Origin of the sequence: Streptomyces sp. NBC_00873 (genome assembly GCF_045207415.1) — a bacterium.
GTDB lineage: Bacteria > Actinomycetota > Actinomycetes > Streptomycetales > Streptomycetaceae > Streptomyces.
The window spans coordinates 9,283,379-9,309,115 of the sequence record NZ_CP108803.1; the positions used below are offsets into that span (position 1 = coordinate 9,283,379).

Genomic DNA, 25,737 nt, shown 5'->3' on the forward strand with positions numbered 1-25,737 from the left:
GTTCGTGAGGGCCGAGGCTCGGGGGCGAAGGTGTGAGTCCTTGCCCCCGGCCGGCAGGTTCTCAGGCCGCCGCCGCCTTGCGCTTGGCGGTGGTGCTGGCGAGGCGGAAGGACTGGGTGCCGGTCTCGATGATGTGGGCTTCGAAGGTGAGCCGGTCGACGATGGCCTGGCAGAGTCGCTTGTCCGTGAAGGTCTGGTCCCACTCGGTGAACGGCCTGTTCGACGCGACGGCGATCGCGTGCCGTTCCTCGCGCTCGGTGAAGATCTGGAATAGCAGCTCGGCGCCGTGCCGGTCGAGCTTGACGTAGCCGAGCTCGTCCAGGCAGAGAAGGTCCACCCGGCCGTACTTCTTGATCGTGCGGCCCAGCTGCTTGTCGCTCGCGGCTTCGGCCAGCTCATTCACCAGGTTCGCCGCGGTGGTGTAACGGACGCGCCCGCCGGCCTCAGCGATCGCGGTGCCTAGCCCGATCAGCAGGTGCGACTTGCCAGTGCCGGAGTCACCGATCAGGCAGAGCGGGTTGCCGGCCTGGACCCAGGCGGGCTGCATGAGGGTGTTGATCACCTCCTGCGGAATGTTCGGGTTCTTCGAGAAGTCGAAGTCCTCGATCCGCTTCGGGCGGGGGAAGTTGGCTTCCTTGACCCGGCGGACCTTGCGGCGGGCGTCACGGTCCTCGCACTCGCTCTCCAGCAGGTCGGCCAGGAAGTCCGCGTAGGACGCCTGCTCGCGCAGGGCCTGGGAGGCGAACTCGTCCCAGCGTGAACGGACCCCGGACAGGCCCAGGGTCCGGCAGGCCGCGTCGATCGTGTCCGAGGGGTTCGGCCCGCGCTGAGCAGGCAGGCCGAAGGAACCCCACCGCCCCGAGGTCGCAGGGGCAGGGGTGGTGCTCTGCGTCATGCTGAGCCTTTCGGTTGGATAGAGAGCAACTGGCCGTAGGCGGCCAGCGATGGTTCAGGCCGGGAGTCCGGCGGCAGGACAGGCCGCCGCTGCGGCAGCGAGATGACCTGCGCGGAATCCGGTTCCGGCTCCGCCGTGTCGGGCTCCGCCGTCACCGTCACCACGGCGGCGTGCGGGGCGATGACCACCGGCGGCGGACCCCCCGCTGCGGCAACCGCCTTGCGGGCCTCGATGGCCACCAGGTCCGGCGAGACCGAACCGGCCTCCAGGACCGCTTTCATGCCCGCGACGACCGCCTCGTCGGGCAGCCGCCGATGCAGCAGCAGGACCTCGATCAGGGCCCTGGTCCCCGCCGAGCGTCCCCGCGACTCGACGGCCGCCGCCCAGAACGCGTCGTGCGTCGCGGTGAACTGCCCGCTCTCGCGGGCCGCGGCGAGCCCGGTGGAGTGCTCCAGGGCGCCGGGCTTGTGCCGCAGGATCTCCAGGTAGTGGTCCAGCAGGTCGCGGAAGCCGTAGCGGCCCGCCAGACGCGGATGACGGACCACCAGCTCGTTGCGCTCGAAGACCCAGACCTCGTCCGCCCGCAACGAGACACGGACGTTTGTCCCGATGAAGCGAGCCGGGACGGAGTACTTGTTCTGCCGGACCGTGATCCGGGAGGTCTTGTCGACCTTCGGCGTCAGCGTCAGCCCGATGTCGAAGTCCTCGAACGGCAACGGGGCCAGCAATGGGGCCTCATAGTCGAAGTCGAAGCCCACCGAGGTGGGCCGGTTGTCGATGTGCCGGACGTCCTCGTCGATCTCGATCCGCTCGATCTTCTCGTTCAGCTCGGCGAGCGTGTCGACCTCGGGGACCGGGACCAGGTGCGACCGGCGGAACCGCCCGCCCTCGTGCTCGACGCCGCCCTTCTCATGGGCGCCCTCGACGCCGGGACGGCAGTAGAAGGCGTCGAATCCGTAGTGCGACCGGAAGGCCACCCACCTCTGCGACTCCACCCGCGACCGGCCGAAGCAGACCTGCGAGACCGCCGGCTTGAGGTTGTCGTAACGGATGTGCCGGGTCGGGACACCTCTAATATGCGGGTCTTGGTGTCAAGAGATGGCTTGCGTGGGCAGCCTGACGGCTCGTTGTCAGAGGCCCCGGGGATACTGGCGTCATGACGCCGTTCCCCTCCACCGCAGCCGGCTCGGCCGAGCCTTCCCGCACCTGGGTCGAGTCGATGGGCGGCCCGCTGATCGCAGTGCCGGTTTCCGCGCTGACCCAGTGGCATGGTTGCACCCAGTCGGGGATGGTCGTCGGCAGCGGTGACGTTCTGGACGACTACGACCGCGCCTGCGAGGTGGAGGGTCTGGCCGGCGTGATCGCCGTCGGCGAGGAGGGCGCCCAGGGACTTGTCCTGGCGGACGAGCCGGCCAGCAGCTTCTATCTGCCGGAGCACCAGGCCTTCGTTCGCTGGCTGGGCGCCAACAGCGAGGCCGACCTGATCGCCGCGGCCCGGGCCGTGCTCGCCGACTCCACCACCATGTGGGAGGAGTACGGCATTTGGGAGACGGACGGCCCAGCGGTTCTCATGGACTCCGTGACCGCCGGAGCCGAGCTCAGCGTCGAGTACCCGAACGGCGGAGGCATGCCGGAGCAGGCCCCCGTCGCCCTGCCGCCCGGCAGCTGGATGGTCCGCGCCGTCCATGCCTCACCCATCGAGGACACCTCGGTGGGCGTGATCCGACTTCTGCCTCAGCCATCGAGCTGAGCGAGATCAGCCCTCGGCAGGAGGAGGTCAGGACGCTTCCCCGTCGAGTCGGCTGAGGAGTCCGTCGAAGATCTGCTCGCGGGCGACCTGTCCCTTGGCCGCCGCGTCGTCTCGCTGGCGTTTGAGGGTGGGCCGGAACTCGATCGTGGTGACGAAGAACGTGCAGGACTCGCAGATCGATTCGAAGTGGCAGTCCATCTCGACGGGGCGAGCGCAGTAGCCGTTGCCGAGCATCCGGCGGTGCATCTCCCGCCGGAGCTTGGCCATCTCCGTTCCCTCGGCGTCGGCGGGCAGCTGGCGCGGGGCGTCGTAGAGGGCCTCGACCTTCTCCGAGACGGCGAAGTACTCGTCGGCGACGGTCCGGTCCGCGATCCGGGCGTAAACACGTGTCATGGACAACGAGCGGTGTCCGAGGAGTGCGGCGATGGCTTCCAGGGACATGCCCCGGTTGATCGCCTGGGTGGCCAGAGTATGGCGGAGCTGGTGCGGGGTGACCCTGCCCAGCCCTGCCCTCTCGGCCGCCTTGCGGACCGCGGCCTCGATGCGGGAGGCGTTGACCGGGCGGCCGTGGTCGGTGAACAGCAGGTTCGAGCGCAGGCCCTCGGGCCGGTGCAGCAGCCAGTCGTCCAGCAGCGTCTTCAACTGCGGGTGCAGGGGAACGTAGCGGTCGGTGTGCATCTTGCCGACCGGGACACGGAGCCAGTAGGCGGACCCGATCTGCACCACCGCGTCAATGGTCAGGCCGAGCATCTCGCTGCGGCGCATCCCGGTGCGGGCGAGGATCTCGATGCCCAGCCGGGCGAACGGATCGGGATCCTGGCGGGCGGCGGCCAGCAGCTTGGCGGCAGCGGCGTCGTCGAGGAAGCGGGGCAGCGGCTCGTCCGCGATCGGGAAGTCGCTGTCGAACACCAGCTGGCGGGGTGGCCGGTCGGCGGCGTCCCACTCGTCCAGGCGGCGGAAGAAGCCGCGCAGTTTGCTGAGGCGGTCGCGGACGGTGTGCCGGTGCAGCGGTCCGCCGCGGGCGGCCGGCCGTTCCAGCAGCCACTGCCGATAGTGCTCGACGTGCCTTCGCCTGAGCTCGGCGACGCGGGTCACGGTGGTGTCTTGGGTGGCGACCAGCAGGGCGAACTCCCGCAGTGTCAGCTCGGCGTTCTTCACGGTGCCCGGCCGCACGGTTCCGGCGATCTGCTGCAGATAGTGGTGCATGGTGTCGGTCATCCCGGGCGGGACGCGGGCCCACTCTCGGGCCCGCATGTCGGCGCGGTCCGGGGACCGTCGCCTTGGGAGCTGATCACTCAACTCGCAGTGGAACAGGGTCGCTTCCAGGTTGAACAGGGCGGTCGACAGCGCCTTGACGCCGCGGTTGGGGATGCGGCGGGCGGCCTCCAGCAGTAGGCGGCGACCCTCGTCCCAGTCGCTCTGCTGCAGCTCTTCCGGCTGCTTGCCGAACAGCGCGATGAAGTGGGCGAGCAGGTTGAACTGGGTCATGGCGACCGTGTCGCGGAAACCGAGCGCGCGGGCGGTCTCCATGAACCGCAGATGCAGTTCCGGTTCCGTGCGGGCGAGGACGATGCCCAGTCGCGGGCGCCGGGCGACCAGGTAGTCCGCTCCGGGCTGCAGGCGTCCGGTCACCGAGAGCCAGCTGATGAACCGGTGGGTCTCGTGGTTGAAGGCGAGCTGGCGTTCCAGCGGCAGGCGGCAGAAGTCGGCCAGGTCAGGGACTTGGGCGAGCAGTGCCCGAGCTCCCCAGCGGACCTTGTGATCAGTGCCCATGCCCTGCGCAGCCCGGTGGGCGAGGTAGCACTCGACGAGGTCCGGGTTCACGATCGGCAGGGCAGCGGCGCGGGCTCGGCGCATCAGGACTCCGCCCGGTCGGCGTCGATGGCGGCGCTTGCCTCCAGGTACTGCTCGACGAGCCAGCTGTTCGCCAGGTGGATGTAGACGCGGGTCGACTCGATGGAACGGTGGCCGGCCTGAGCCTGTACCGCCTCCAGGGCCATGCCCGCCTCCCGCAGCCGGGTCAGGCATGTGTGGCGGAGCTGGTGGCAGGTCAACTTCGGCAGTCCGGTGCGCTTCCGGACGCCGTCGAGGATCTCGTCCAGGCCGTCGGCGGAGAGCCGCCGGCCACGGGTCGGCCCGCGCAACACCACGAACAGCCGGTCGTGCCCGACCGGCGGACGCTCGCGGTCCAGGTAGTCGCCGACCGCGCTGAAGAACTGTGCAGAGATGGGTATCAGGCGCTGGTGGCCGCCCTTGCCCTCGCTGATGAAGACCCGACGCTCACCCGGTGAGAGGTCACCCAGGCGCAGACCGAGGACTTCGCAGCGGCGCAGTCCGCCCAGCAACATGGCCAGGACCATGGCCCGGTCCCGTGCGGTGTTCAGCGCACCGAGGACCAATTCGACCTCGTTCGGTCCGAGGACGCGCGGGAGGGTTCGGGGCGTGCGCAGGAGCGGTGCCCCGCGATTGCCGCTGCGGCGGCGGTTGGCCAGCCCCGTCGGCACCGGGTTGCGATCAATGGCCAGGTCGTCGCGGGTCATGAGGTAGCCGAACAGCCCGGAGATGCTGGCAAGTCGGCGCTTGATGGTCCGGGCCGAGAGTCCTGCTTCACCGTCTTCGAGCCGGACGACCTTCGGTCCTCGCCTCGGCTTCTTCTGCGCGGTGATGAACGCGAAGATGTCCGCGGTGACGACGTCGGTCGGCTCCTTGGGCACCACTGAGAAGAAGACCTTCAGGTCGTAGGCGGTGGCCAGCAGGGTGTTCGGCCGGCAGCGGGCGGCCACGAACTCCAGGTAGTCGTCGACCAGGGCGTGCCCGAGTGATGCCGTGGGGTTCCCTGCGGCATCGACGCGTCGTACCAACTGCGGCTGCCAGGCCATCCGAGCTCCTCGACGGGAGCGACCATCCTGACCGGGAACACGAGATCGCGGAAGAGTTGTCACCCACATAACCGCCCAGGATCCGGAAGGCGTCCACGTGCCCCTGCATGAAGGCTTCCTGCCCGGACGTGGAGAACACCCGGTGGACCGCCTTGCCCGAATATGACAGCCGCAGCGTGAACAGCTGGCAGGCCATCGGCTTGCCATCGACCCGTACCCAGACCTCGGCGAAGTCGACCTCGGCCTCCTCGCCGGGCCGGTGGAACTGCGGAACCATGCCCTCCGTCAGCATCCGGAAACGCTCAGCCTCCTCACGGATCTGCGGCCGGCGCACTCGCAGGTAGTCGTTGAGGGTGCTGTAGGCGACGGGGAATCCGTACTCGTCTCGCAGCCGGTCCATGATCCGTTTGTTGGTGTGGCGTTGCTTCGGCGGCGCGGTCAGATCCGCCCGCAGCATCTCGTCGATCCAGCCCTTGCCCTGGTCAAGAACCGACCGGCGCGTCTCGATGGGCTTCCGCGCAGGTGGCAATGCACTGTCCAAAGCCTGGCGCACCACCCGGCGGTGCACTCCGTAACGCCGAGCAAGAGTCCGGACCGAGGCGTCCTCCAGCCTTCGGTCACGACGAATCCGCTCGAACAACTCAACACGCTGCAAAACCCGGCCTCCTGACACGGCCAGCTGACAACCCGCACAGCGTGATCCCGGCCACGAACCCGGGTCAATCCGGCATTACTCCAAACGAGTGCATCCCGCCTCAATGACTCCTAGATGGGGCCAAAACAATCCGTTCTTCACCCGGGTCCAAAACAACCCGTTACCCCGGGGCCAAAAAAGGCCGTCCTAGACAGTGAGCCATACGTCGGGCTCGCCGTACGTGCTGCCACTGTCATGAGATGAGAGATCGGGGGTGTCGGTACTGTCACCGGGCGGTATACGTGAAGGTCGCGTACTGACACGAAAACGAGAGGTCGCAGCGATGTGAGAACGGAGTGGTCGTGATGCGTGAGGCGTACGACGGGTACCAGGCAGCGGGCCGGCTGAAGGTGCCGGTTGCGGCCTGGCGGTGGGCGGCGGCCTCGAACCTGGTCCCGGCCGCCAATGCCGCAGTGGGTCTGGGGTCGCGCGCGGTCGTCGAGGCCACAGATGCGGAGGCGATGCGGGCGGCGCTGCGGAGACCGACCGTTAGCCTGTCGGTATGTCAGAGCGTGTCATCCCGGGCCGTACGGGCGGCCTGATCACTCCTGGTGCCGCGGACGCTCTGTGGGCCGGCTTGACGGCCGGCAGCGCTGTGCCGACGGCTTCTGCGGCGTTCACCTGCTCTCCTGCCAATGCCCAGGCGGGCTACGTCCTACTCGGCGGCCGTGTGGTGGTGACGGTGAAGGTAAGCGGCGGCCAGTGGAGTGTTCCGGAGACTGAGGTGCGCCGGGCGGCAGCGGAACTGAACGCGGTTGAGATGGACCGCCAGGACCTGGTCCGCATCGGTCCGTTCCGTAGCGCGCAGAAGCAGAAGCAGAACGAGAAAACGCCGCTGCGATGGCGCCAGCGCATCACCCGGGAACTGCAGGAGCTGGGCGACCCCGAGCGGGCAGCACAACCTGAAGGCGGCCGGCCGCACCATCTGGCGGGGATCGACTGGCGGCGGATACTCGTGGAGGAAACCCGCGACCGGACGGCGCGGACATGGTGGCTGCCGCGCGCCGTGGTCAGACTGCTGGACGCGGCCGAGCACACCGAAACGCAGTGGCTGCAAGCCGCACGGACCCGCCAGGCAAGCGCAACCGCCACCGAGTCGCCCTCCCACCACTGGCAGGCCCGAGCCGCCGACGGCCGGCAGACGACGAGCCCCCACTGCCCAACCGCCCCACTGCGCCCGTACAACGAGGAACTGAAAGGCCACCTGTACTCGGTACTCAGCAGGAAACCCGGCACCTCCCGCAAGGTGGCTGGGTGGACTTGCGCCATCTGCCGCACCGCACCCGCCGCCGTACTCGACCACTGCCACGAACACGGCTACGTCCGCGCCCCCGTCTGCCACTCCTGCAACACACAAGAACGCCCCGACCACCTCTACAGCAACGACATCCGCGTGGCCAACCACTACACACGCCTCTTCCACACCCACACGGCCGACTGGCTCCACCACTGGCACCGCTGCCCCGGCTGCCGCACCCGCACCACCCTCCCACTGCCCCACCTCGCCGCATGGACCGCCCACATAGCCTGCCGATCACTGCGCCCGACCCACCGCGACCCCCGCGGCTCCCGCGCACGCAAACCCTGCGGCGCGCTGCGCGTGTCCTGGACGGGCAGCCAGAACACGCCCCGTTCCTGCCTGCTCACTGTCGCCGTCGACTTCTGCCCCTCCGGCGAGCACCGTGTCCTGGCGCGAGTCCCCTACCGCGAAGCCGCCGAGCGGTTTGGCACTTGGCTGGCCGAGACCGCCCCTGCCGTTGCCGCCGCGGCCGGACCCGACCGCCTGGATGGCCTCCCCACCCGGTTTCGGCCAGTCATCGCGGACACCAGCAGTGAGGGCCTGGCGCTGTTCTGAGCAAACAGCGGGCGCCTTCTAAAGCGTCTGGCCGCAGGTTCGAGTCCTGCCGGGAGCATTGCCTGCGATCTCTCGGGTTCGTGGCAGTGGTGTGAGAGACAGTGGGCCTTGGTGTTCCCGGCCATGGCCACGCGCTCCAGAGCCTGGATCCAGATGGTCCGCCAAGCCCCGCCGGCCGTCCTGGCAGACGCCCTTGGCATGGACCCTCAGACGGCGATGGGCTATGCCGAGCGAGCCGGAACGGACTACCTGGGCTACGCAGCCCTGCGAAGTCCTCGGGGACCCGAAAACGCTTGAGGCGAGCGCCTGAAGATCAGGTCGTGGCCCAGACTTCAGCACGCCAGCCTGGCAGTTCCTTGTCCAGCCACTCCTCGACGGTCCTCCGCCAAGGATCCGAGGGATCGCTGTCGGCGACATCGGCCCAGGCGTCCTCCGCCATATCGGGGTCGATGAACAGGCTGTCGAGGTAGGCGTCGAAGTCGTCAGCGACCTTCGTGAAGACATGGCTGCCCAAATACCCCGGCCAGGCGATGGCATGGACGAACGCATGGAGCTGGCCACGAGTGGCCGGGTTCAGGTCCAGGAAGAGGGTGTCGCTTCCGCCGTTGCGGGCGATGGGCAGCAGGCCGGTCAGGGGCACGTTCTCAGCGAGCCACCCGTCGCGACTGCGCCGATACTCGCCCAAGAGAGTTCCCCAGCCGTACTCACTGGCGTCGTCACGGCCCAACTGGTAGAGGCCGTCGAAGCCCTGGACCGGTTCTGGTTCACAGGCAGGGAGGTGGACCGAGTAGTCCAGCTTCTCCCCGCCAGCGGCTTCCAGGAACGAGCGGTACGCGGGTGGCAGGGGCAGCCCGATCTCCCGTTCGAGCGCGACGCACTCGCCTGGGTCGAACGGCCTGAACGGACCGCCCACCAGGCGACCCCGATACCAACGCGAGAGCTCCTCGGACACGGACGGATTGTCGCACCCCGCTACGACAGCCCCCGAGGGCTACTCACCCCTCACCAACAGCCGTCCTTACCAACACATGGGCTGGCGCGGATTCGACGGCCTCCCGGCCCCGGGCGGTTCACCCCGGTCCCGGAGGGGGAGGGTGCAGGCGCCCGCCGGACGGACCGGCGGCAGGGGAGAGGGGCGAGGATGCCGGACAAGAGTGTGTGGGGCGACTACGCGGAGAGCAGGGCGGACTCGGCGGCCGGCCGGGAGGGCGAGGAGAAGCAGACCGACGCGATCGGGGAGGGCTTGGCGGCCGTCGCGTACGCGCTGCTGGACGTCGCCGCGGCGATCCGGGAGAGCACCGAAGCCCGCCAGTAGTAGGGGAGCGGCCCGGCGGCGGCAGCATCGGCCGGACGCAGGGCGCGCCGCCGGGCCGCTCCAGTCTCTCCCACGTCGTCCTCGGCTCGGCGGGGGTGTCCGCTTCGGGTGTGACGGTCCGGCCCATGAACTAACAAGGACCACCTGCCCCACCGCTCGATCCGCTCGCACCTCAGCGCCCCGGCCCTGGCAGGAGCTGTACGCCCGGCTGCTGGCCGGGCTGCTCCTGGACCTCCTCGTCGACTGCGGCGGGGACGGCTTCGACACCGGATCCCCTTGGGACATGGGCCTCGGCCTGCTCGCACTCGCGGCCGTGCACACCGGGCTGGTGCGGTGGCTCGCCGTGCTCACCCGCCGGGACCGGTGAGGCTCGACGGGTCCTCCTCGCGCGCGTACGCGTGCGCGCATATGTGCGACATCCCGCAAGTTCGAGATCGGCGTCGCCGACCCGGACCGGCGCCGCCAGCGCTACCCGGAGCCCGTAGGCCGCTGACAGGCACGGCGGAACTGCCGGAGACGACGACGCTCCCCTACGCAACAACCGTGGGGGAGCGGCGCGCCCACTACGGGTGAACGTCCCAACGGGCGGCCCCCCCAGGACTCGGCAGTCTGAAAGCACGGCCCGCCCGGCCCGGCGCCCGAAGTCTCCCAGTACCTGGCGTCGGTGGTCTGTCTCGTGCTCCCCGCACAGCCAATTCGCCCACACACATTCCGGGTACCGTTCCGGATCCGACGCATGCAGCCGCTGCGCGACCCTGGGCAGCCCCTTCGCGAAGGCGGAGGCCTCATGGTCCGGTGATGGAAGGTGATGGTGGTCTGCAGGTCATGGACCGCCATCGTTTCCAGCGGCGCGGCCTGCAGCGCCCCCATCCGCTCACCCCGCAGCTGCTCCTCGCGTTTTTCGTCGCCGGCGAGGCGGGCTGGGGTGACGACAGGGTCGGTCAGCCGCCGGCTCAGTGACCGTGGAGACCAACTTCGCACCGCGACCGGAGTTCGGCAGCCCGCGCCTGGTTGATTCACCGATCTGTCTGGCTGATGCGTGTGTTCTCCGCCTGGTGGATGGCTCGTGCGGTGTTGATCAGGCCGATGTGGCTGAAAGCCTGGGGGTAGTTTCCCAGTGCTTCGCCGGTTGCGGGGGAGACTTCCTCGGCGAGGAGGCCGACGTCGTTGGCGCAGGTGAGGGCAGATTCGAAAACTTTGCGGGCGCGGGTGGTTTCCCCAGTGAGCGCCAGGGCGTGGGCGAGCCAGAAGGTGCATAGGAGGAATGAGCCTTCTTCGGATGTGAAGTCATCGGTGAGGTAGCGGCGTACGTGCCCGCGTGCATCCGTGAGCTGGTCGGCGATCGCCGTCACGGTGGAGCGGACGCGGGGATCGTCGCCGGGCAGGAATCCCACGAGGGGAATCACGAGTGCTGATGCATCGAGTTCGCTGGAGCCGAACGACTGCGTGAAGGCGCCCAGGTGCGGGTTCCATCCTCGGGTTTCGATGGCCGTGCGGATCTCTTCACGCGTGTCTTGCCAGGCTGTGACGGTTGCAGGAGTCGCTCCGAGGGCGGGAGTGAGGCTGATGGCGCGGTCCAGCGCGACCCAGCACATGAGTTTCGAGTAGAGGAAGTGCCGACTGGGCCCGCGCACTTCCCAGATGCCCTGGTCGGGCTCGCTCCAGCGGTGGGCGGCGGTCTCGGTTGCTTGGCGGAGGAAGGTGCGGATGGGCGGATCGAACCACTCGCCGTGGGGCAGTGTCTGGTGCGCTGCGTCGAGCAGTTCCCCGTAAACATCGAGCTGGTGCTGGCGCCAGGCGTCGTTGCCGGAGCGCACCGGTGTGCTGCTGCGCCAGCCGCTCAGGTGTGGCAGGGTGCGTTCGCTCAGGTCCCTTTCGCCCCCGATCCCGTACATGACCTGGAGGTCCACGCCGCGTTGGAGCTGGGTCGCCGCGGCTCGTGCGAGGAAGCCGAAGTACGCGGCCTTTTCCTTCTTGCAGGCGGAGGTTGACAGCGCCTGGAGGGTGAAGCTGGCATCGCGTACCCAGGTGTAGCGGTAGTCCCAGTTGCGGTCGGCGCCGACGCATTCCGGCAGTGAGGTGGTGGGGGCGGCGACGATGGCTCCGGTGGGAGCGAAGGTGAGGGCTTGGAGTACGCGTCCGCTATGGGCGACCTGGTCTTGCCAGGGGCCTTGGTAGCCCTGGTGCGCTCGTGTCCACGAGCGCCATCCGTTGATGGTGTCGCTGAGGCGTCGGCGGATGCGGCCAGCACGCCAGGGGGCTGGTTCCTTGTCCCCCCAGGTGGAGGCGGACTGCAGTGCTAACCCGAGCCGCTGCCCGGCACGAAGGACGATGTGGCCATGCGCTGTCGATCCGTCGGTCGTCAACGGGAGCGGGGCGGAGAGCACCAGCCGGTGAGCGCCACCACTGGCGGTGAGGCCGCCACGCACAGCGGTGAGTACCGGGTGGATGAGGCCGAACTCCGGTCGCGGTGCGAAGTTGGTCTCCACGGTCACTGAGCCGGCGGTGCAGGTGACGTGACGCAGCATGATGCCGGGCGAGGATGCCCCGAGTGCGTGTCCTCGTTCCCGGTTTCCCATGGCAAGAGTGTCGAGCAGGACCATTGTTCCGGTCGGTGTGCGGAATGTGGTTTCCAGCGTCAGGGTCTGCGGCACGTAGCGGCGGCTGACCTCGCTCGGACCGCGCGGGCGGATCGACCAGTGGCCTGCATTCTCGTCGAGCAGACGGCCGAAGACGGAGGGGCTGTCGAATCGGGGGAGGCACAGCCAGTCCACCGACCCGTCCGTACCGACCAGCGCGGCTGAATGGCAGTCCGACAGCAGCGCGTAGTCACCAATCGGGCGCGTACTCATGGCTGGCTTGCAGCTTGGGCAGGGACCACGCGCTGCTGGGGGAGTGGTCCGATGCACATGCTCACGGGGCGGATTCCTTGCCCGGCCCGGCCTGGGGCCGGAGGGCAGGCTTTGACAGGTCCTGCAGGACGGCCTTCCGTTTCCCGCTCGCGGGGCGTCCCGCCCGCGGAGGTACTGCTCTGCCCGCTGCCGCTGTCCCCACGCCCTGCCGTCGGCGCGGGACCACCCGCTCTTTGAGGATTCCCAGGCGGCGCCTTCCGTTGCGGCTCCGTGGTCCCGCCCTGGACACGCCGGTCCGGGCCGTCAGAGCTCGGCGCAGCCGTGCCTTCCTGTGGAGGTTCGTCCTTGCCGTGCGAGTCACCCATGGAATTCCCTGTGCGTTCACGGAGCTAAAGACCATCAGCCAAAACGCACATTAGACATAAATGGGACGCGCTTATGTATTTCTTCGGATGATCGAGTGACGCGGCAGTGTGGGGCGCGGACGCACAACGCGAACGGTCGCATCCTTGCACCGTGACGGAACCGAAGATCCCTCCTGCGGCATCCGGGACGCAGGCGCGATCCGACCGCCCGGCTGAGGCGCCAGACACGCGGCGGGCCGCTGAGTAAGGACACTTACGGGCTGCCCCGCGATTGATGTTGGGTCGTGCTGGCCTGGAGGTTCGGCTGGTGGATGATTCAGCAGGCCGTGGTGCGGACGAGCACGAGCTCGGTGCTGGGCTTGCGCTGGGTGGCCCGCTGGGCAGCACGGTCGGAGACCAGGGCCGCGACAGCGCGGTGGGTTTCGCCGTAGGTCTCGCGCCGTCCGGTGAACCGCTGGAGAGGGCGCCACTGGCGGTGTTCGGCGTTGGCGTGCTCGACGCAAATCCGGCGGGAGGACTGGCGGCGTTTCGCTTCGCGCCAGCCGTACCGCTCGCTCAGCGGGGCGTCGTCATCGTCGAGGCCCTTGGGTTTCTTCGGCGGGGCCGAGACCTGGCCGGGGAACTCGTTGGCCAGGCCCCGGTATCCGTCGTCGACCTCGGCTTTCACGCCGGGATGTTGGTAAAACTGCTCGGCGATGCCCTCGGTGCGCAGGGCGGTCTGGTCGTGCATCCGGCCCGGCCGTTCGGCTCCCGACCACAGGGTCCGGCCCTGGTGGTCGCTGATCGTGGTGGTCTTGATGGTGTTCTGTTTCCGCTTGCCCGAGACGAACGCCCGTCGGCCGGGACGGTTCGCTTGCGGGCGGCGGACCTGGGTCTCCATCCCGTCGATCCGCAACGTCACCTGCTCGGCCTCCGCGTAGGCGAACACGTCCTCCAGCGTGCGCAGCCGTACTCCGGGGCGGTCAGGCACGGCGAACCCACGCTTGGCCAGCAGCGGACGGATCTCGCCGATCGCCCGGCCGACAGTGGAGGAGTCGACCTCATAGATGACGGCCAGGGCCTGGTGGGTCAGTCCGGTCCGCAGGTGGACAAGGGTCGCCAATACCCGGTCGGTGAAGACGAGTTCGTACTTCGGCCCGGCCCCGGCTTCCCGTCGACGCTTGGCCTGGCGCCGGTCATGCCGCCCGGACTCACAGCGCGCTTCCCAGCGTGGCGCGAGTTCTTCGATCAACTCGCCGAGATGTTGGCGCGAGACGCCGCAGAAGGCAGGATGGGCCATGGCCGCGCGGGCCTGCTTGATCTTCACACCTCAAGAACCCGCGCGGCCATCGTCACGTCACGGCACACCCCCGATCAATCGCGGGGCAGCCCGTTACGCTCCCGGTGCGCTATGCGCGCAGATGGGCCCGCGGCTGAAGGCGGCCGCGCTACGAGTAGGAGAGGACCACAAGGCATCGCGCCCAGCCCCTGGCACAACGGACTTTTTGCCGACGCCATCAACTCCGGCCGTGGCCCCCTGTTCCTGCGCCGCACGGACGGAGAGCTGATCCCGCTGGACGTCGAGCGATGGTGTGAGCCCGCCAACGAGGACGACATGACCGTCCTCCAACGTTGCGAGAAAGCAGTGTTCGACATCGGCTGCGGACCGGGACGAATGCTTACCGCCCTCAGGGAGCTGGGCCACACCGTGCTTGGCATCGACGTCAGCCCGGCAGCCATCAACCGAACACAAGGCAACGGCGGACCAGCCCTGCACTGTTCCGTCTTCGACCCCGTACCGGACGAAGGCCGATGGGGTACCGCGCTGCTCATGGACGGCAACATCGGCATCGGCGGCGCCCCTGCGAAACTCCTCGAACGCGTGGCAGAGATCGTCGAGCCTGAGGGCCTTCTCCTGGTAGAACTCTCCCCGCTCGACGTCGACCAGCGGTTCCTGGTCACGCTTGAGAGCCAGACCGGCGTGCACGGCCAGCACTTCCCGTGGGCCAAAATCGGCATCACCGCACTTCTGCGCGAAGCACGAACTGCGGGATGGAGACATGTTGAGCAGTGGGACGCGCACCGCCGCTCGTTCGTGGCCCTACGATCCACAGTTCAACCAAGGTGAGCCCCGAAGGGGGCGGCACTATTGGGGTGTGTACAGCGAGCAGACCGCCGCCTTCCACGCCGGCAAGCCCGTCCCAGCCCTGCCGGCGGCCGACGCCGACGAGGACCTGCTGGACCGCCACGAGGCCGCCGCCGAGCTGGGCATGTCCGCGGCCAGCTGGAACAAGTACAAGAGCGACCCGAAGCTGACCGAGCACGTCGTCCTGGTCCCGGCCGGCGACGGCGGCACCGAGCACTGGCCGCGCCGCGTCGTCCGTGAGTTCAAGGCATCCCGGCCCGGCCGCGGTGGCCGCGGCGGCCGCCGCACGGGCAGCGGCGACATGATCCTGCCCCGGATCGCCGAACTCCTCGACGACAACCCGGCGATCACGCTCACCGAAGCCGCCGACACCCTGAACTCAGCAACATCACTCTCCCGTGGAAGAAGGTGCTCTCGCGGCTGAGCTACAGGCACTTTCGAAACTCGCTGACAAAGCCAAGGGACGGTCCCTCGTCAGGATGCCGCACGTCGGGCCCCTCCCACCGGGGACATGGTGTGCAGCAGTTCCAGACGGCGCTGGACGGCTTCGACCGCCCCGGAGCGCCGGCCAGGAACGTGGCGCCGCAACGAGACCAGAGGCGGACCGAGTTCCCGGGCCCGCTGCGGGTCGCGAAGTTCCTGCCACTGGTGGTGGGCGCGGTCCACGGCGCCTTCTACGGCGGGGTCGTCCGGGGGTGTTGCCGGGCAAGGCGGGCGTCGGCGGCAGCCATCCACAACTCGCAGCTGCGCGCCGGGTCGTCGGCTATGCGAGCGAGGTCGGCCCGGACCTCCAGCCAGTGGGTGGCCTGCGCGGAGCCCGCGCCGTAGGTCCGCAGAGCCCACCCCTCCCACAAGGCTGCGAGTGACGCGTCGTCGGGGCCGGCCTGGGCGGCGGCCTGTTCGTGGAGCTGGGCGAGCGGCGGGTTGATGCCGCTGCGCCAGGTGGTGGCGAGGGCCTTCAGGTAGGCCGGTTCTGCGATTCGGCGGCGGGGCGGCGGCGGGGTGATCCGGCCGTATACGCGGATTCCATAGCCGCGGACGAGACCCTCGGCACGGAGCTGTTGCCAGGCGTCTGGGGTGGCGACCATATCGGTGACGACGGTAGTGGTGCCCGGTCGGCGCAGTTTGAGTTCGCTGGCCAGCCAGTGCCAGGGCAGTGCGGTGTAGCGCAGGGTGGTTGGCGTGGTCCGGGCGAGTGCGAGGTGGATCAGGCGTTGCTTGTGGTCGAGGTGGAGTTGTCCGGTTATGTAGAGGGAGAGTGGGCCGGGTGCGGCGGCCGCGGCGCGGATGCGGGTGAGGACGGTCTGCGGGTCGGTCGGGTCGGCGAGTTCAATGATGGTGGCCGCCGTCGTGCCGGTCAGGATGCTGGGCGGGACCGCCGCGAGCGTGGGCAGGACACTGGTTGCGTCGATGAGACAGCCCTTGCCGGCCGGGGCTGCCGCGATCAACAGCGCGGTCCCGGATGCCGTGTCCTCCCCGTTGATCACCACAACAGCACCGTAGCCGCTGCCCGGCTTGTGAATGTAACCAGCAGCCAACTCCTGTCCGGTGACGAGCGGGAGGTGGGCATCAACAACTTGCCGGGGAACGGGGGGCGGCCCTATTGGTGAAGCGGGTCGGGGGCGAGGGTGATGGTCATCCACGGCGCGGCGACTTGGCGGAAGCTGTGTCCGACAGGCTCGAGGCCGCTCTGCTCGGTGAGGCTGAAGATCGTCACCATGATCATTGCCGAGTCGTCTGCGACGGAGACGAGGTGGGTCCCACAGCGTGAGCAGAAGCCGCGGTGCAGGCTCGGCCAGGTCGCATACCAGGTCGGCTCGCCTCCGGGGCCGGTCCAGGTCAGCTCCTCCTTGCGGAACCCGACCCACGACATCGCTGGCGAGCCGGAGATGAGCGTGCAGTGCTCGCAGGAGCACAGTTCCCTGTCAAGTTCTTCTGTTCAACTCCAGCGGCGCCGTGCCCCAGTTGCTCCTGCTCCGCCTACGGCAGGGGGTTCCAGGTGCCGTCGAGCGGGACGCCGGCGGCTGCGGCGATCCGGTCGCGTGATGCGAGCAGGCGGGTCCTGAGCGCCGGCAGGTCGACGTCTACCAGTACGCCGTCGCGCTTGACCATGCGGCCTGCGACGAGGACGGCGTCGACGAGGCCGGGGTGGCCGGCGCTGACGATGGTGCCTGCCGGGTCGGTGACCGGGAAGACGGTCAGGTCGTCGGTGCGCAAGAGGATGATGTCGGCGTCCTTGCCGGGGGTGATGCTGCCGGTGCGGGCGTCGAGGCCACATGATTGGGCAGCGTCGATGGTGGCGAAGTCCAGCAGTTCGCGGGAGCGCAGGCTGCCGTCCAGGCCGCGCTGTACGGCGAAGGCGGTGCGCATGGTGGAGAACATGTCGCCGCCGACCGAGGGGACGTCGTCGATCGACAGGGTCGGGCGCAGGCCGGCGGCGAGTGCGCGGCCAGTCATCGGCGATCCGAAGCCCATCTTCAGCTCGACGTCCGGGCTGATTGAGAGCGAGGCGCCGGCGTCGGCGAGCGTCCGCAGTTCTTCGTCGCTGATCCCGTTGGCGTGCACGGCCGTGGTGGTTGCCTGCAGCAGGCCGTGTTCGCGCAATGTGGTGATCGTGCCGCCGGCTTCGATGTGCAGGCTGGTGCGCAGGCCGAGTTCGTCCGCCAGCTTCAGCTCCCGAGCGACGGTGTCGATGCTGGTGGCCTCGGGGCCACGCAGCCCGAGTGCCATGGTGACCAGGCCGTCTTCGGTGAGGCCGGAGCGGACGCGGCGGATGTCGTCGTCGACGGGGTCGGGGCTGCCCCATCCGGCACCGAGGCAGAAGATGGAGCGTCCCGGCGTGTCGCGCAGTGCGGCGATGGCGGCGTCTTCGTGCTCGTGCCCCTGCGCGACGTGGTACCAGTCCAGCATCGTGGTCACGCCGGAGTGCAGGGCCTCCAGCCGGCCGAGCAGGGTGCCCGCGTAGACGTCCTCGGGTGTGTAGTGGGGCTTGAGGGTGCCGTGCATGGCGGCGGCCCACTGGGGGAAGGTCCAGTCGGCGCCGATGCCGCGGAACGCGGTCTGCCAGGCGTGGCGGTGGTTGTCGACGAAGCCGGGCATGACGATCCGGTCGCTCGCGTCGATCACTTCGGCGTCCGGGGCGTCGATGCGCTCGGCCACGGCTGAGATGACGCCGTCTTCGATGAGTACGTCACCGCGGCCGAGGTCGCCGACGGACGGGTCCATGCTGACCACGGTGCCGCCGGAAAGCAGGATCTTCATGGGGGCTCCTTCACTTCGGGGTGGTTCACGGGCTCGTTGCGGTGGGGGTGGGTGGGCAGGGGCGTGTGCGCTGCATCGCACGACAGCCGTTCAGGCGGTTGCGGCTTGGGCAAGTACGGCGTCGGCCGCGGCGAGTGCGTCGGCGACCAGGTCGGCGGTGTCCTCCGTGCCGGCCGCCAGCCGCACCAGGCCCGGTGGCACGGCTTCGGTGAGTTGGTCGTCGCTGAGCATTCCGGCCCACATGGACGCCGGGTGCACGGCGAGTGATTCCACGCCGCCGAGGCTGGCGGAGCGGCGGGGGTAGCGCAGGTGTCCCAGGAAGGCGTCGGCCATGTCGAATCCGCCGGTGAATTCGACGCTGAGCACTCCGCCGAATCCGTTCATTTGGTCGGCGGCGAGCTTGTGCTGCGGGTGGGTTGCCAGGCCGGGGTAGTGCACCTTCGTCACGGCCGGGTGCTTGCTCAGTGCCTCGGCGAGCGCCAGGCCGTTGTCGTTGTGCCGTGGCATGCGCAGCGGCAGGGTGCGTATGCCACGCAACAGGAGCCAGGCGTCGATCGGGCCGAGGGTGGCGCCGGTGAGGAGGCTGGTGTCCCAGATGCGGTCAAGGATCTTGGCCGGTCCGGCCAGCACTCCGGCGGAGACGTCGGAGTGACCGTTGAGGTACTTGGTCGCGCTGTGCCAGACCACGTCGATGCCGAAGTCCGCCGGCCGCTGGTTCAGAGGCGTGGCGAAGGTGTTGTCCGCCAGGGTCAGCACGTCGTGCGCCCGGGCCAGGTCGGCGACAGCGCGCAGGTCGGTGATCTGCAGCAGCGGGTTGCTCGGGGACTCCACCAAGATCAGGCGGGTCTTGGGGGTGAGGGCATTCTCGAACGCCTCAGGGTCCCTCTGGTCCACCAGCGTGGTGGACACGCCCAGGCGCGGCAGCAGGTTCAGCAGCACCGACGCGGTGCCCCCATAGATGGACTTCTGTCCAATGACGTGGTCGCCGGCGGACACCAGGGCGAGCACGGCCGTGGTGATCGCTGCCATGCCGGACGCGGTGACCATCGCCGCCTCGGTGCTCTCGAGTTCGGCGACGACGGCGGCGACCTGGGCATGGTTCGGGTTGCCGAAGCGGGTGTAGAAGTCCTTGCCGCGCGGCTCGACGGCGCCCGCGGCGAACGTGTGCGCGTCCTCGGCCGAGAACGCGGCCGTCTGGTAGATGGGCGGCGCCACGGCGCGGCTGGGGTGAGTCTCACGGTCAGTGTGAACGGTGACGGTGCTCTTGCCAGGCATGGCCAACCCTTCCGGAATTCGACGCTATGTCTGCAACCAGCATGGCTGCCGGTGACCCCGACACGACCCGGCTGACAGCAATCTTGGCAATAGATTGCGCCGGGTGCGGGCATACCGTTGTGCTAAAGAGTCGTCAGTAGCAATATTCTGCTGTCATGGATGAAGTGGACCGGTCGATCTTGGCCGTACTCGAACGGCATGGCCGCATCAGCAACAATGAGCTCGCCGCCCGGGTCGGGCTGTCGCCCTCCCCCTGCCTGCGGCGCGTCCGCCATCTCGAGGAGGCCGGGGTCATCCGCGGCTACCGGACGCTGATCGATCCGGCAGCGGTCGGCCGGGGCCTGCGGGTGTTCGCGGGCGTGCGGCTGATGCGGCACACCCGCGCGGACGTGGTCGCCTTCGAAGAGGAGGTGATGGGGCTGTCCGAGGTGATCGCCTGTCACCACATCACCGGCAACTTCGACTACCTGCTCCAGGTGGAGGTGGCCGACCTGCCGGCCTATGAGGAATTCCACGCCAACCAGCTGGCCGCCCTGCCCGGGGTGGGCACGGTCAACAGCTTCGTCATCATGAAGACGCTCGACACCGCATGACAGCCCTCCCGCCCACCTACGCCGCCCGCCTCTTCGAGGCCCGCGACCAGGGGGCACCCACGTGAACCCCTACGGCCGGTTCGAGCTGGACATGAACTCCCACCTCGCCCTCGCCGCCGCCACGGCCACGGTGCCCGGCCCCCGCACCGCGCCCGAGGCGGAAAGCGCACAGTCGGCTGCGGACGGTGCGGCCGGGTCGGCATCCTGAAGACCCGTCCGCCTGGCGTCGCTCCCGGGGTGAAACGCCGGGCCGGGGAGGGCCTGGCCATGGGTTGAGGAGGGGATGGGCATGGCGCGTTCGTCAGGAGTGTCGCTGGCCGAGCGAGTGGAGAGGGTGCCGTGCAGGGCGGGGTCGCTGACGAGCACAGTGACGCCTCTACAGCTCCGGTGTCATACGTCGACCCGCTCGAAGATGTGCGGGTACGACACGATGTCGTCGGGGAACTCGGCAGCCATGCGCTGGAACTCCGGGCTGCCGAACGCCGTGGCGAGAGCCTCGGTCGACTCCCAGACCGCGACGTTCATCAGAAGTCGACTGCCCGCCGTTCCCTTGTGCATCTGCAGGGAGACGAATCCCGGCTGAGCCTTCATGAACTCCGCCTGCCTCCGAAAGAGGGTCAGGAACGCCTCGGTCCTCTCCTTCGGAACCAAGAAGGTGTTGGCCAGGACGATGGGCCCGGTCTCCTCCTTGAACTGCGCGAACACCGACGTATTCGAGTCCAGGCTCTGCAGCTTGGCCATCTTCGGTACTTCCTCTCGCAATCGGTTGTCCCAAGGCACCGAGGCCGGCCACCGCCGTACTGGCGGATCAGGGATCAACGATGGTGGGACGGGTAGGGCCGGGACGGCGTCACACGGTGAAGACGCGCTCGACTTCGTCGCGCTGCGTGTGCAGGTCCCAGTAGAGGGGGGCGACCTCCTTGGCCGAGGCCGCCGGTACTCCGGGCGGGCCGTCCGTGCCGATCCACACGCCGATGGCGACGTGCGCGGCCTGGACGCCGGTGTCGGCCAGTTCCTTGTGCAGGCTGAGTACCCAATTGCGCAGCGCGGCCTGGGCGGCGTTGAGGTTGCCGAGCATCGGAGTGGGGTCGACCGAGCCGGCGCCGTTGGTGTAGAGCAGGGTGCCCGCGCCGGCCTCGCGCATTGCGGGCAGCACGGCCCGTGTGGCGGCAATGGCCCCGTAGAGCAGGAAGTCCATCGCCCACTGCACATCGGACGGGTTGGTCTCGGACGGAGCGGTGAGCGTCGTGGATTCGAGGCTCCCGGCTGGGGAGTACTCCAGGACGTCGATTCCGCCGAAGCGGGTGGCGGCGTCCTTGAGCGCCTGGGTGAGTGCGTCATGGTCGAGTACGTCCGCGGGGAACGCGGCGGCGGTGATGCCTTCGGCGTCGAGCCGGCCGGCCAGGTCGTTGAGCTTGTCGCGGTTGCGGGCGATGAGGGCGACGTCGAAGCCGTGGGAGCCGAAGGTACGGGCGATGGCCAGGCCCATACCGGGGCCGGCTCCGACGATGGCGATGCTGGGCACAGTGAATCCTTTGCTGGGAAACCCGTTGGGAAAGGGGTGGATCAGGCGACGGTGAGCGCGATCTTGCCGAGCGTGCCGGCGCCGAACGCCTCGCCAGCCTGCTCCAGGTCGTAGGCAGAGATCACCAACACCTCGAGGGCCACTGCGGACGAAGTCGGCCTCCGGACCCGGCTCGGCGGTGGCGATCACGCGCGGGAGCAGTTCTACGAGCGCATTCCAGGTAGTGGGGTGGTTCGGGGGACGGGGCACATGCCGTTGCCGGTGCCCTCACCGCTCGTAGTCGTCGACGAAATGGTTGTCGTGGGCTTCGTGAAGCCGGCTCAGGTCACGCTCGTTCACAGTGGCGAGCTGTGCGAAGTACTCCTCCCGCGGTACACCTGGCGAGAGTGCCATCAGGAGGGTGGTAGGTTCGGCGCGCTCCTTCCGGAGGGCGTGGACGTCACCCACCGCGGCATGCGCGGTGTCGCCGGGCAGCAGTGTTCGCCAGGCCTGCCCATCGAAGTAGTCGACTTCACCTTCTTCAACGATGAAGGTCTCGCTGAAGGTCGTGTGAAAGTGCGGGGCAGGTCCCCGGCTGGAGGGCGACATGCGCCACCGGTAGATGCTCACGATCCCGCTGGTCTCCGCCGGACCCGCGAGGACTTCGATGGTCGATCCGCTGGCGCCCAGCCGGATCGTTCGCGTCTGTTGGGCTCGCTCGGGTTCCTTGGAACACCGGGCAATCGACTCCGTGTCGGTCATGACCCGAGTCTCGGTGCTTCGCCGTTCTGCTCGCGCTCACTTCGGCGGTGGCCTAACAATAGTGGAGTGATCCGTTACCGATTGGGCGTTGGTGCTGCGAGCGTGCGGTGGGCGATGTCGCCGATCCACGAAGTGGTCAGTCTTGCCCAGCTCTTGACCGAACCGCAGCGTCACCCGATGTTCCACCCGTGGCTTCGCCGTCGCCACCGCCGTCTCTCGCTCCCCGACCTGGGGGCGCTCACGGTCTTCATGGCCGATGGCGCGTATCGACCCGACTTCCTCGACCCATCGCCGATGTCCAGTGAGCCAACGTTCGAGGAAGGCATGCATGCCCTCCTCGCCGCGCCGGCGGACCAGACGTACGCCGAGCTGGTCGACGCAACGATGGGGCGCGGGGCAGCAATGGGCCGCCGACTGCTCGATGACCCCGACCGAGCCAGGTCCGAGGCCGCCGATGCGCTGCGCCGCCTCTGGAAGGCAGTTGTCGAACCGGAATGGCCGTCCATGCGGCAGGCGCTGCGTGCCGAGATGCTGGATCGGGCCATCCAGGTCAACCGCGAGGGGCTGCGCGCAGTCCTTCCGCGCCTGCACCCTTCCGCTGCGTGCGAAGGCGACACCATCACCGTCGAGAAGACCGTCGACATCGACGTCGACTGCCCTGAAGGACTCATTCTCGTACCGTCGCTGTTCATCACCGACCGGATGCAGTGCACCACCTCGGACCACTGGACTCCGGCGATCTATTACCCGGCATCCGGGCGGTACCTCTGGGCGGCACCTCCCACTCCGAGGTCGCTTGACCGTCTTCTGGGGGTGACTCGATCGAGGATCCTGGCCGCGCTCGCCACTCCGCTGCAGACGACCGTTGTGGCCAGGCTGGTGAGCGTCACCCCCCCGACGGCCAGCGAACACCTGGCAATCCTGCGAGACGCCGGGTTGATCGACAGCAGCCGGGCCGGTCGCACGGCCACGCACGAGCTCACCAAGGCTGGACGTGCTCTCCTGGACGCGGCCTCGCCGCGGCCATGACAGGTCGGGGAGCTGCTGGTGGTCAGTCAAGCGCGGCGCCTACCGCAACCAACCCCCTCGGCGGCCCGCACGACGCCGTCGCCGACTGCAAGCCGCTGCCCGCGAAGCCCGAACAGATGACCCCAGCCGTCCCCGCCGACCACTGGTGATCTTCACCGAAGGCGAACGAGTGTCCCGTCTCATTTGATCTAGCTTCGTGTCGGCGCTCTGAGCAGGCGTGATGCCGTGTGTGGCGAGACGTGCCGTTGCCGGAATCTCACAATGTCGTGTCCGCCAAACATAGACGGCGGACTGTGTCTCAATTCATCGTGTCCGCGAGACCTGCGATCGGCGTTCTCGGCGTGATGTAGCAGGATGATCTGCCTGCCCTCTGCTGCCAGCAAGTTGATCGGAGCCATGGATGACCTCCGAGCTGGAAGATTCGGCGCCGCCGCAGCTGGCCGCCGGGAGAGCTTTCTCCTCCGTCGGGACGACACTTGCTGGAGCGTGCATCGTCGCTCTGGGCGTATGCGCGGTCCTGCCTATCCGGCCGGAGGCGCCTGCCCGGACGGCGATCGTCGGTGTGGTCGCGGTCGTGCTGATCATCGGCGCCTGCGTCCTGCGATCGGCGCCGGCGATCCGCGTGGCGGTGTTCATCGGTCCGCTCTTCGGCTGTTTCGCGGTGGGGATTCTCGGCGGGTGGCCGCCCGCGGTCACCACGGTTCTGGTGTGCGTGCTTCCCTTGGGATGCTTGCTGTTCGCTGGTCGCCGTACCGCCTTGAGACCGGCGGTTCCGTGGCTGACGCGCGGATCGTTGACCCCCGAGGCCCCGTGGCTGGGTGTGGCAACTGTGGTGCTCAGTGCGGCGGCGCTCACGGCATGGGTCCTCGTTGTGCGGCCCGAGCCACCGGAATACATGAGTGAGCTGCAACGACTCCCGCTCTGGCTCGCAATCTTGGGCATCGTGGCGTTCGCCCTGGTCAATCCGGTGTGGGAGGAGATGCTTTTCCGGGGGGTGCTGCTGACCGAACTGGCCTCGGTCTGGGGGGTCAGGGCCGCGGTGGTGCTGCAGGCTGTGTTGTTCGGAGCCGCGCATTTCGTGGGCTTCCCGTCCGGCCCCGTCGGCATGATCATGGCGGGGACCTGGGGGTTCGTCTTGGGTGTCATGCGCGTGCGTAGCGGTGGCATCCTGATCACCTACTTGGTGCACGTGACCGCCAACGCAGTTATCGGGACGCTGGCCGTGTTGATCCTGCGATAAGCCCGGCTGTCACTTCTCCGCTTTGGGTGTGATGTAGCGGTAGATGGTGGCGGGCGAGGCTTTGAAGGTGCGGGCGATCTTCGGGACCGGGGTGCCGGAGTCGTAGAGCTGTTGTGCCAGTTCGATCTGTTCCGGGGTGAGCCGTGGGGGCCGTCCGCCGGTCTGGCCGCGGGCAAGCCCGCGCTGTCGGTGGTGGCTGATCGGCATGAACGGCGACGGGGCCGGCCGGGGGTGGGCAGGGCTTCCGGCCCTCGTGCGTCGATTGCGGGCCAGTTGTCTTGGCCGGAGGCGGGGCGAGCTGGTGCCGGAACGGCGGGTGTGCCACTCGGGGCCGGACTTTGCTCCGAGTGGCGTCGGTGCCCAGGCCGGGGCGATTCGTATGCCGACGGCCCAGGGGCGAACGGGGTGAACGAGGACACGCCCACTTCTATGAGGAAAGTCATCTGCTGCCGTGAGTTCTGGCACCCTCACACCATGTTGCCCCCATTCGGTATGAGTACCGGATTCCCGTGGACGGGAGAAGACCGATGAGCGGAAAGCTCACAGGCAGGAAGGCTCTGGTCACCGGTGGCGCACGAGGGATCGGTGCCGCTGTGGCCCGCAGGCTCGCCGCCGACGGAGCCGACGTGGCGCTCAACTACCGGAGCAGCGGCCACGCGGCCGAAGCGCTCGCCGCCGAGATCGCCGCCGACGGCCGCCGCGTGATCGCGATCAAGGGGGATGTCAGTGATCCGGACCAGATCCGGCGGCTGGCCGATCAGGCCGCCGAAGCTCTTGGTGGACTGGACATTCTGGCCAGCAACGCCGGAATCGAGTACTTCGGCGAGCTGGACGACGTCACCCCTGCCGACTTCGACCGTGTCTACGCCATCAACACACGGGCCCAGTTCTTCGCCGTACAGAATGCGGTACGGCATATGGGCGAAGGAGGGAGGATCGTACTGACGTCATCGCAGAGTGCCCACAAGGCGGTCTTTTACCACGCCCTGTATGCGTCGAGTAAGGCCGCTGTCGAATGCATCGCGCTCAACCTCAGCCCTGAACTCGGTAGGCGCGGCATCACCATCAACGCCATCGCGCCTGGTGGAACCGTCACCGACATGTCTGCTCAAGCGGCTTCCCACTACGTCCATCCCGACGTCGATACTGATTTCAACACGCTCATTCGCACTGCCAGTTCGCTCGGGCGGATGGCCCAGCCCTCCGAAATCGCCGCGGTCGTCTCGTTCCTGGTGTCGGACGATGCCTCGTTCATCACCGGCCGGACCGTCCAGGCCGACGGCGGCTGGTTCTGACCCGAGAAGGGCAGGTTCGCGCGATGGAGTATCAGGTGGTTGGGGGCC

26 protein-coding genes and 1 pseudogene are annotated in these 25,737 nt (G+C 68.5%); 12 read left to right on the forward strand and 15 right to left on the reverse strand.

The features are described 5' to 3' along the window. Positions 1-61 precede the first annotated feature (61 nt). Together istB and OH809_RS43175 are read right to left on the reverse strand one after the other, a co-directional pair. Entirely contained in the window at positions 62-895 is an 834-nt protein-coding gene (gene istB, locus OH809_RS43170) for an IS21-like element helper ATPase IstB (protein ID WP_406415338.1), read from the reverse strand. Continuing rightward, positions 892-1,872 carry a Mu transposase domain-containing protein gene (locus tag OH809_RS43175; RefSeq protein WP_406415336.1) on the reverse strand — a complete coding sequence of 327 codons (981 nt, stop codon included), beginning with the start codon at positions 1,870-1,872 and terminating at the stop codon, positions 892-894. Before OH809_RS43175 ends, istB begins: the two co-directional genes overlap by 4 nt. Positions 1,873-2,051: 179 nt before the next feature. Here OH809_RS43175 and OH809_RS43180 point away from each other — a divergent pair, with 179 nt between their 5' ends. Then, the gene (locus tag OH809_RS43180; RefSeq protein WP_406415335.1) at positions 2,052-2,645 is read left to right on the forward strand and encodes an Imm21 family immunity protein; all 594 of its coding nucleotides are present in this window, start codon (positions 2,052-2,054) and stop codon (positions 2,643-2,645) included. A 27-nt stretch (positions 2,646-2,672) separates the two neighbouring features. On the opposite strand, the gene OH809_RS43185 is transcribed toward OH809_RS43180, so the two are convergent. Next, entirely contained in the window at positions 2,673-4,502 is a 1,830-nt protein-coding gene (locus OH809_RS43185) for a tyrosine-type recombinase/integrase (protein ID WP_406415333.1), read from the reverse strand. Continuing rightward, the gene (locus OH809_RS43190) at positions 4,502-5,524 is read right to left on the reverse strand and encodes a tyrosine-type recombinase/integrase (RefSeq protein ID WP_406415331.1); all 1,023 of its coding nucleotides are present in this window, start codon (positions 5,522-5,524) and stop codon (positions 4,502-4,504) included. Before OH809_RS43190 ends, OH809_RS43185 begins: the two co-directional genes overlap by 1 nt. A gap of 999 nt (positions 5,525-6,523) precedes the next feature. Here OH809_RS43190 and OH809_RS43195 point away from each other — a divergent pair. Together OH809_RS43195 and OH809_RS43200 are read left to right on the forward strand one after the other, a co-directional pair. Continuing rightward, entirely contained in the window at positions 6,524-6,760 is a 237-nt protein-coding gene (locus tag OH809_RS43195; protein ID WP_406415329.1) for a hypothetical protein, read from the forward strand. Then, complete coding sequence (locus OH809_RS43200; protein ID WP_406415328.1) at positions 6,721-8,073, forward strand: endonuclease domain-containing protein; 1,353 nt, start codon at positions 6,721-6,723, stop codon at positions 8,071-8,073. Before OH809_RS43195 ends, OH809_RS43200 begins: the two co-directional genes overlap by 40 nt. Positions 8,074-8,386: 313 nt before the next feature. Here the strand turns inward: OH809_RS43200 and OH809_RS43205 are convergent, their stop codons facing one another. Next, complete coding sequence (locus tag OH809_RS43205) at positions 8,387-9,025, reverse strand: SMI1/KNR4 family protein (RefSeq protein WP_406415326.1); 639 nt, start codon at positions 9,023-9,025, stop codon at positions 8,387-8,389. A 189-nt stretch (positions 9,026-9,214) separates the two neighbouring features. On the opposite strand from OH809_RS43205, the gene OH809_RS43210 reads away from it, so the two are divergent. Next, positions 9,215-9,388 (forward strand): hypothetical protein, encoded by a 174-nt coding sequence (locus OH809_RS43210; protein ID WP_406415325.1) that lies wholly within the window; start codon positions 9,215-9,217, stop codon positions 9,386-9,388. 825 nt (positions 9,389-10,213) lie between these two features. Beyond that, a complete protein-coding gene (locus OH809_RS43215; protein WP_406415323.1) occupies positions 10,214-10,348 on the forward strand; it encodes a hypothetical protein in 135 nt (44 codons plus the stop codon). A gap of 56 nt (positions 10,349-10,404) precedes the next feature. Here the strand turns inward: OH809_RS43215 and OH809_RS43220 are convergent, their stop codons facing one another. Together OH809_RS43220 and OH809_RS43225 are read right to left on the reverse strand one after the other, a co-directional pair. Further along, entirely contained in the window at positions 10,405-12,240 is a 1,836-nt protein-coding gene (locus tag OH809_RS43220) for a glycoside hydrolase family 15 protein (RefSeq protein ID WP_406415321.1), read from the reverse strand. A 681-nt stretch (positions 12,241-12,921) separates the two neighbouring features. Further along, entirely contained in the window at positions 12,922-13,884 is a 963-nt protein-coding gene (locus tag OH809_RS43225; protein WP_406424628.1) for a transposase family protein, read from the reverse strand. 345 nt (positions 13,885-14,229) lie between these two features. On the opposite strand from OH809_RS43225, the gene OH809_RS43230 reads away from it, so the two are divergent. Beyond that, positions 14,230-14,712, forward strand: coding sequence for a methyltransferase domain-containing protein (locus OH809_RS43230; protein WP_406415319.1), 483 nt, complete (start codon positions 14,230-14,232; stop codon positions 14,710-14,712). A 28-nt stretch (positions 14,713-14,740) separates the two neighbouring features. Further along, positions 14,741-15,154, forward strand: a complete 414-nt coding sequence (locus OH809_RS43235) for a hypothetical protein (RefSeq protein ID WP_406415318.1) — start codon at positions 14,741-14,743, stop codon at positions 15,152-15,154. Positions 15,155-15,204: 50 nt separating this feature from the next. On the opposite strand, the pseudogene OH809_RS43240 reads toward OH809_RS43235, so the two are convergent. The 4 genes and pseudogenes from OH809_RS43240 to OH809_RS43255 form a co-directional block, all read right to left on the reverse strand. Then, positions 15,205-16,220, reverse strand: a pseudogene (locus OH809_RS43240) (hypothetical protein). Positions 16,221-16,330: 110 nt separating this feature from the next. Further along, complete coding sequence (locus OH809_RS43245; RefSeq protein ID WP_406415316.1) at positions 16,331-16,603, reverse strand: GFA family protein; 273 nt, start codon at positions 16,601-16,603, stop codon at positions 16,331-16,333. 107 nt (positions 16,604-16,710) lie between these two features. Further along, complete coding sequence (locus OH809_RS43250) at positions 16,711-17,991, reverse strand: amidohydrolase family protein (protein WP_406415314.1); 1,281 nt, start codon at positions 17,989-17,991, stop codon at positions 16,711-16,713. A 90-nt stretch (positions 17,992-18,081) separates the two neighbouring features. Next, positions 18,082-19,266, reverse strand: a complete 1,185-nt coding sequence (locus OH809_RS43255; protein ID WP_406415312.1) for a trans-sulfuration enzyme family protein — start codon at positions 19,264-19,266, stop codon at positions 18,082-18,084. A 155-nt stretch (positions 19,267-19,421) separates the two neighbouring features. On the opposite strand from OH809_RS43255, the gene OH809_RS43260 reads away from it, so the two are divergent. Both OH809_RS43260 and OH809_RS43265 read left to right on the forward strand, forming a co-directional pair. Beyond that, complete coding sequence (locus OH809_RS43260; protein ID WP_406415310.1) at positions 19,422-19,859, forward strand: Lrp/AsnC family transcriptional regulator; 438 nt, start codon at positions 19,422-19,424, stop codon at positions 19,857-19,859. A 61-nt stretch (positions 19,860-19,920) separates the two neighbouring features. Continuing rightward, entirely contained in the window at positions 19,921-20,067 is a 147-nt protein-coding gene (locus OH809_RS43265; protein WP_406415308.1) for a hypothetical protein, read from the forward strand. Positions 20,068-20,249: 182 nt separating this feature from the next. Here the strand turns inward: OH809_RS43265 and OH809_RS43270 are convergent, their stop codons facing one another. The 3 genes from OH809_RS43270 to OH809_RS43280 all read right to left on the reverse strand — a co-directional run bounded on the left by OH809_RS43270 (position 20,250) and on the right by OH809_RS43280 (position 22,125). Then, positions 20,250-20,600, reverse strand: coding sequence for an antibiotic biosynthesis monooxygenase family protein (locus OH809_RS43270; RefSeq protein WP_406415306.1), 351 nt, complete (start codon positions 20,598-20,600; stop codon positions 20,250-20,252). A 109-nt stretch (positions 20,601-20,709) separates the two neighbouring features. Continuing rightward, positions 20,710-21,384 (reverse strand): SDR family NAD(P)-dependent oxidoreductase, encoded by a 675-nt coding sequence (locus tag OH809_RS43275; protein WP_406415304.1) that lies wholly within the window; start codon positions 21,382-21,384, stop codon positions 20,710-20,712. A 267-nt stretch (positions 21,385-21,651) separates the two neighbouring features. Continuing rightward, positions 21,652-22,125, reverse strand: a complete 474-nt coding sequence (locus tag OH809_RS43280; RefSeq protein ID WP_406415302.1) for a cupin domain-containing protein — start codon at positions 22,123-22,125, stop codon at positions 21,652-21,654. A gap of 114 nt (positions 22,126-22,239) precedes the next feature. On the opposite strand from OH809_RS43280, the gene OH809_RS43285 reads away from it, so the two are divergent. After that, entirely contained in the window at positions 22,240-23,154 is a 915-nt protein-coding gene (locus OH809_RS43285) for a DUF5937 family protein (protein ID WP_406415300.1), read from the forward strand. 400 nt (positions 23,155-23,554) lie between these two features. Then, positions 23,555-24,394 (forward strand): CPBP family intramembrane glutamic endopeptidase, encoded by an 840-nt coding sequence (locus tag OH809_RS43290; RefSeq protein WP_406415299.1) that lies wholly within the window; start codon positions 23,555-23,557, stop codon positions 24,392-24,394. Between the two features lie 9 nt (positions 24,395-24,403). Here the strand turns inward: OH809_RS43290 and OH809_RS43295 are convergent, their stop codons facing one another. Continuing rightward, positions 24,404-24,601, reverse strand: coding sequence for a helix-turn-helix domain-containing protein (locus OH809_RS43295; RefSeq protein ID WP_406415297.1), 198 nt, complete (start codon positions 24,599-24,601; stop codon positions 24,404-24,406). Positions 24,602-24,921: 320 nt separating this feature from the next. On the opposite strand from OH809_RS43295, the gene OH809_RS43300 reads away from it, so the two are divergent. Then, the gene (locus OH809_RS43300) at positions 24,922-25,689 is read left to right on the forward strand and encodes an SDR family NAD(P)-dependent oxidoreductase (RefSeq protein WP_406415295.1); all 768 of its coding nucleotides are present in this window, start codon (positions 24,922-24,924) and stop codon (positions 25,687-25,689) included. The last annotated feature ends 48 nt before the right edge of the window (positions 25,690-25,737 follow it).

What these genes read in the sequence shown, in the direction of transcription:
- istB (WP_406415338.1), bottom strand. Translation starts at nt 895, where the DNA reads ATGACGCAGAGCACCACCCCTGCCCCTGCGACCTCGGGGCGGTGGGGT.
- OH809_RS43180 (WP_406415335.1), top strand. Translation starts at nt 2,052, where the DNA reads ATGACGCCGTTCCCCTCCACCGCAGCCGGCTCGGCCGAGCCTTCCCGC.
- OH809_RS43185 (WP_406415333.1), bottom strand. Translation starts at nt 4,502, where the DNA reads ATGCGCCGAGCCCGCGCCGCTGCCCTGCCGATCGTGAACCCGGACCTC.
- OH809_RS43190 (WP_406415331.1), bottom strand. Translation starts at nt 5,524, where the DNA reads ATGGCCTGGCAGCCGCAGTTGGTACGACGCGTCGATGCCGCAGGGAAC.
- OH809_RS43195 (WP_406415329.1), top strand. Translation starts at nt 6,524, where the DNA reads ATGCGTGAGGCGTACGACGGGTACCAGGCAGCGGGCCGGCTGAAGGTG.
- OH809_RS43200 (WP_406415328.1), top strand. Translation starts at nt 6,721, where the DNA reads ATGTCAGAGCGTGTCATCCCGGGCCGTACGGGCGGCCTGATCACTCCT.
- OH809_RS43210 (WP_406415325.1), top strand. Translation starts at nt 9,215, where the DNA reads ATGCCGGACAAGAGTGTGTGGGGCGACTACGCGGAGAGCAGGGCGGAC.
- OH809_RS43215 (WP_406415323.1), top strand. Translation starts at nt 10,214, where the DNA reads ATGGACCGCCATCGTTTCCAGCGGCGCGGCCTGCAGCGCCCCCATCCG.
- OH809_RS43220 (WP_406415321.1), bottom strand. Translation starts at nt 12,240, where the DNA reads ATGAGTACGCGCCCGATTGGTGACTACGCGCTGCTGTCGGACTGCCAT.
- OH809_RS43225 (WP_406424628.1), bottom strand. Translation starts at nt 13,884, where the DNA reads ATGGCCCATCCTGCCTTCTGCGGCGTCTCGCGCCAACATCTCGGCGAG.
- OH809_RS43245 (WP_406415316.1), bottom strand. Translation starts at nt 16,603, where the DNA reads ATGTCGTGGGTCGGGTTCCGCAAGGAGGAGCTGACCTGGACCGGCCCC.
- OH809_RS43250 (WP_406415314.1), bottom strand. Translation starts at nt 17,991, where the DNA reads ATGAAGATCCTGCTTTCCGGCGGCACCGTGGTCAGCATGGACCCGTCC.
- OH809_RS43255 (WP_406415312.1), bottom strand. Translation starts at nt 19,266, where the DNA reads ATGCCTGGCAAGAGCACCGTCACCGTTCACACTGACCGTGAGACTCAC.
- OH809_RS43260 (WP_406415310.1), top strand. Translation starts at nt 19,422, where the DNA reads ATGGATGAAGTGGACCGGTCGATCTTGGCCGTACTCGAACGGCATGGC.
- OH809_RS43270 (WP_406415306.1), bottom strand. Translation starts at nt 20,600, where the DNA reads ATGGCCAAGCTGCAGAGCCTGGACTCGAATACGTCGGTGTTCGCGCAG.
- OH809_RS43280 (WP_406415302.1), bottom strand. Translation starts at nt 22,125, where the DNA reads ATGACCGACACGGAGTCGATTGCCCGGTGTTCCAAGGAACCCGAGCGA.
- OH809_RS43285 (WP_406415300.1), top strand. Translation starts at nt 22,240, where the DNA reads ATGTCGCCGATCCACGAAGTGGTCAGTCTTGCCCAGCTCTTGACCGAA.
- OH809_RS43290 (WP_406415299.1), top strand. Translation starts at nt 23,555, where the DNA reads ATGACCTCCGAGCTGGAAGATTCGGCGCCGCCGCAGCTGGCCGCCGGG.
- OH809_RS43295 (WP_406415297.1), bottom strand. Translation starts at nt 24,601, where the DNA reads ATGCCGATCAGCCACCACCGACAGCGCGGGCTTGCCCGCGGCCAGACC.
- OH809_RS43300 (WP_406415295.1), top strand. Translation starts at nt 24,922, where the DNA reads ATGAGCGGAAAGCTCACAGGCAGGAAGGCTCTGGTCACCGGTGGCGCA.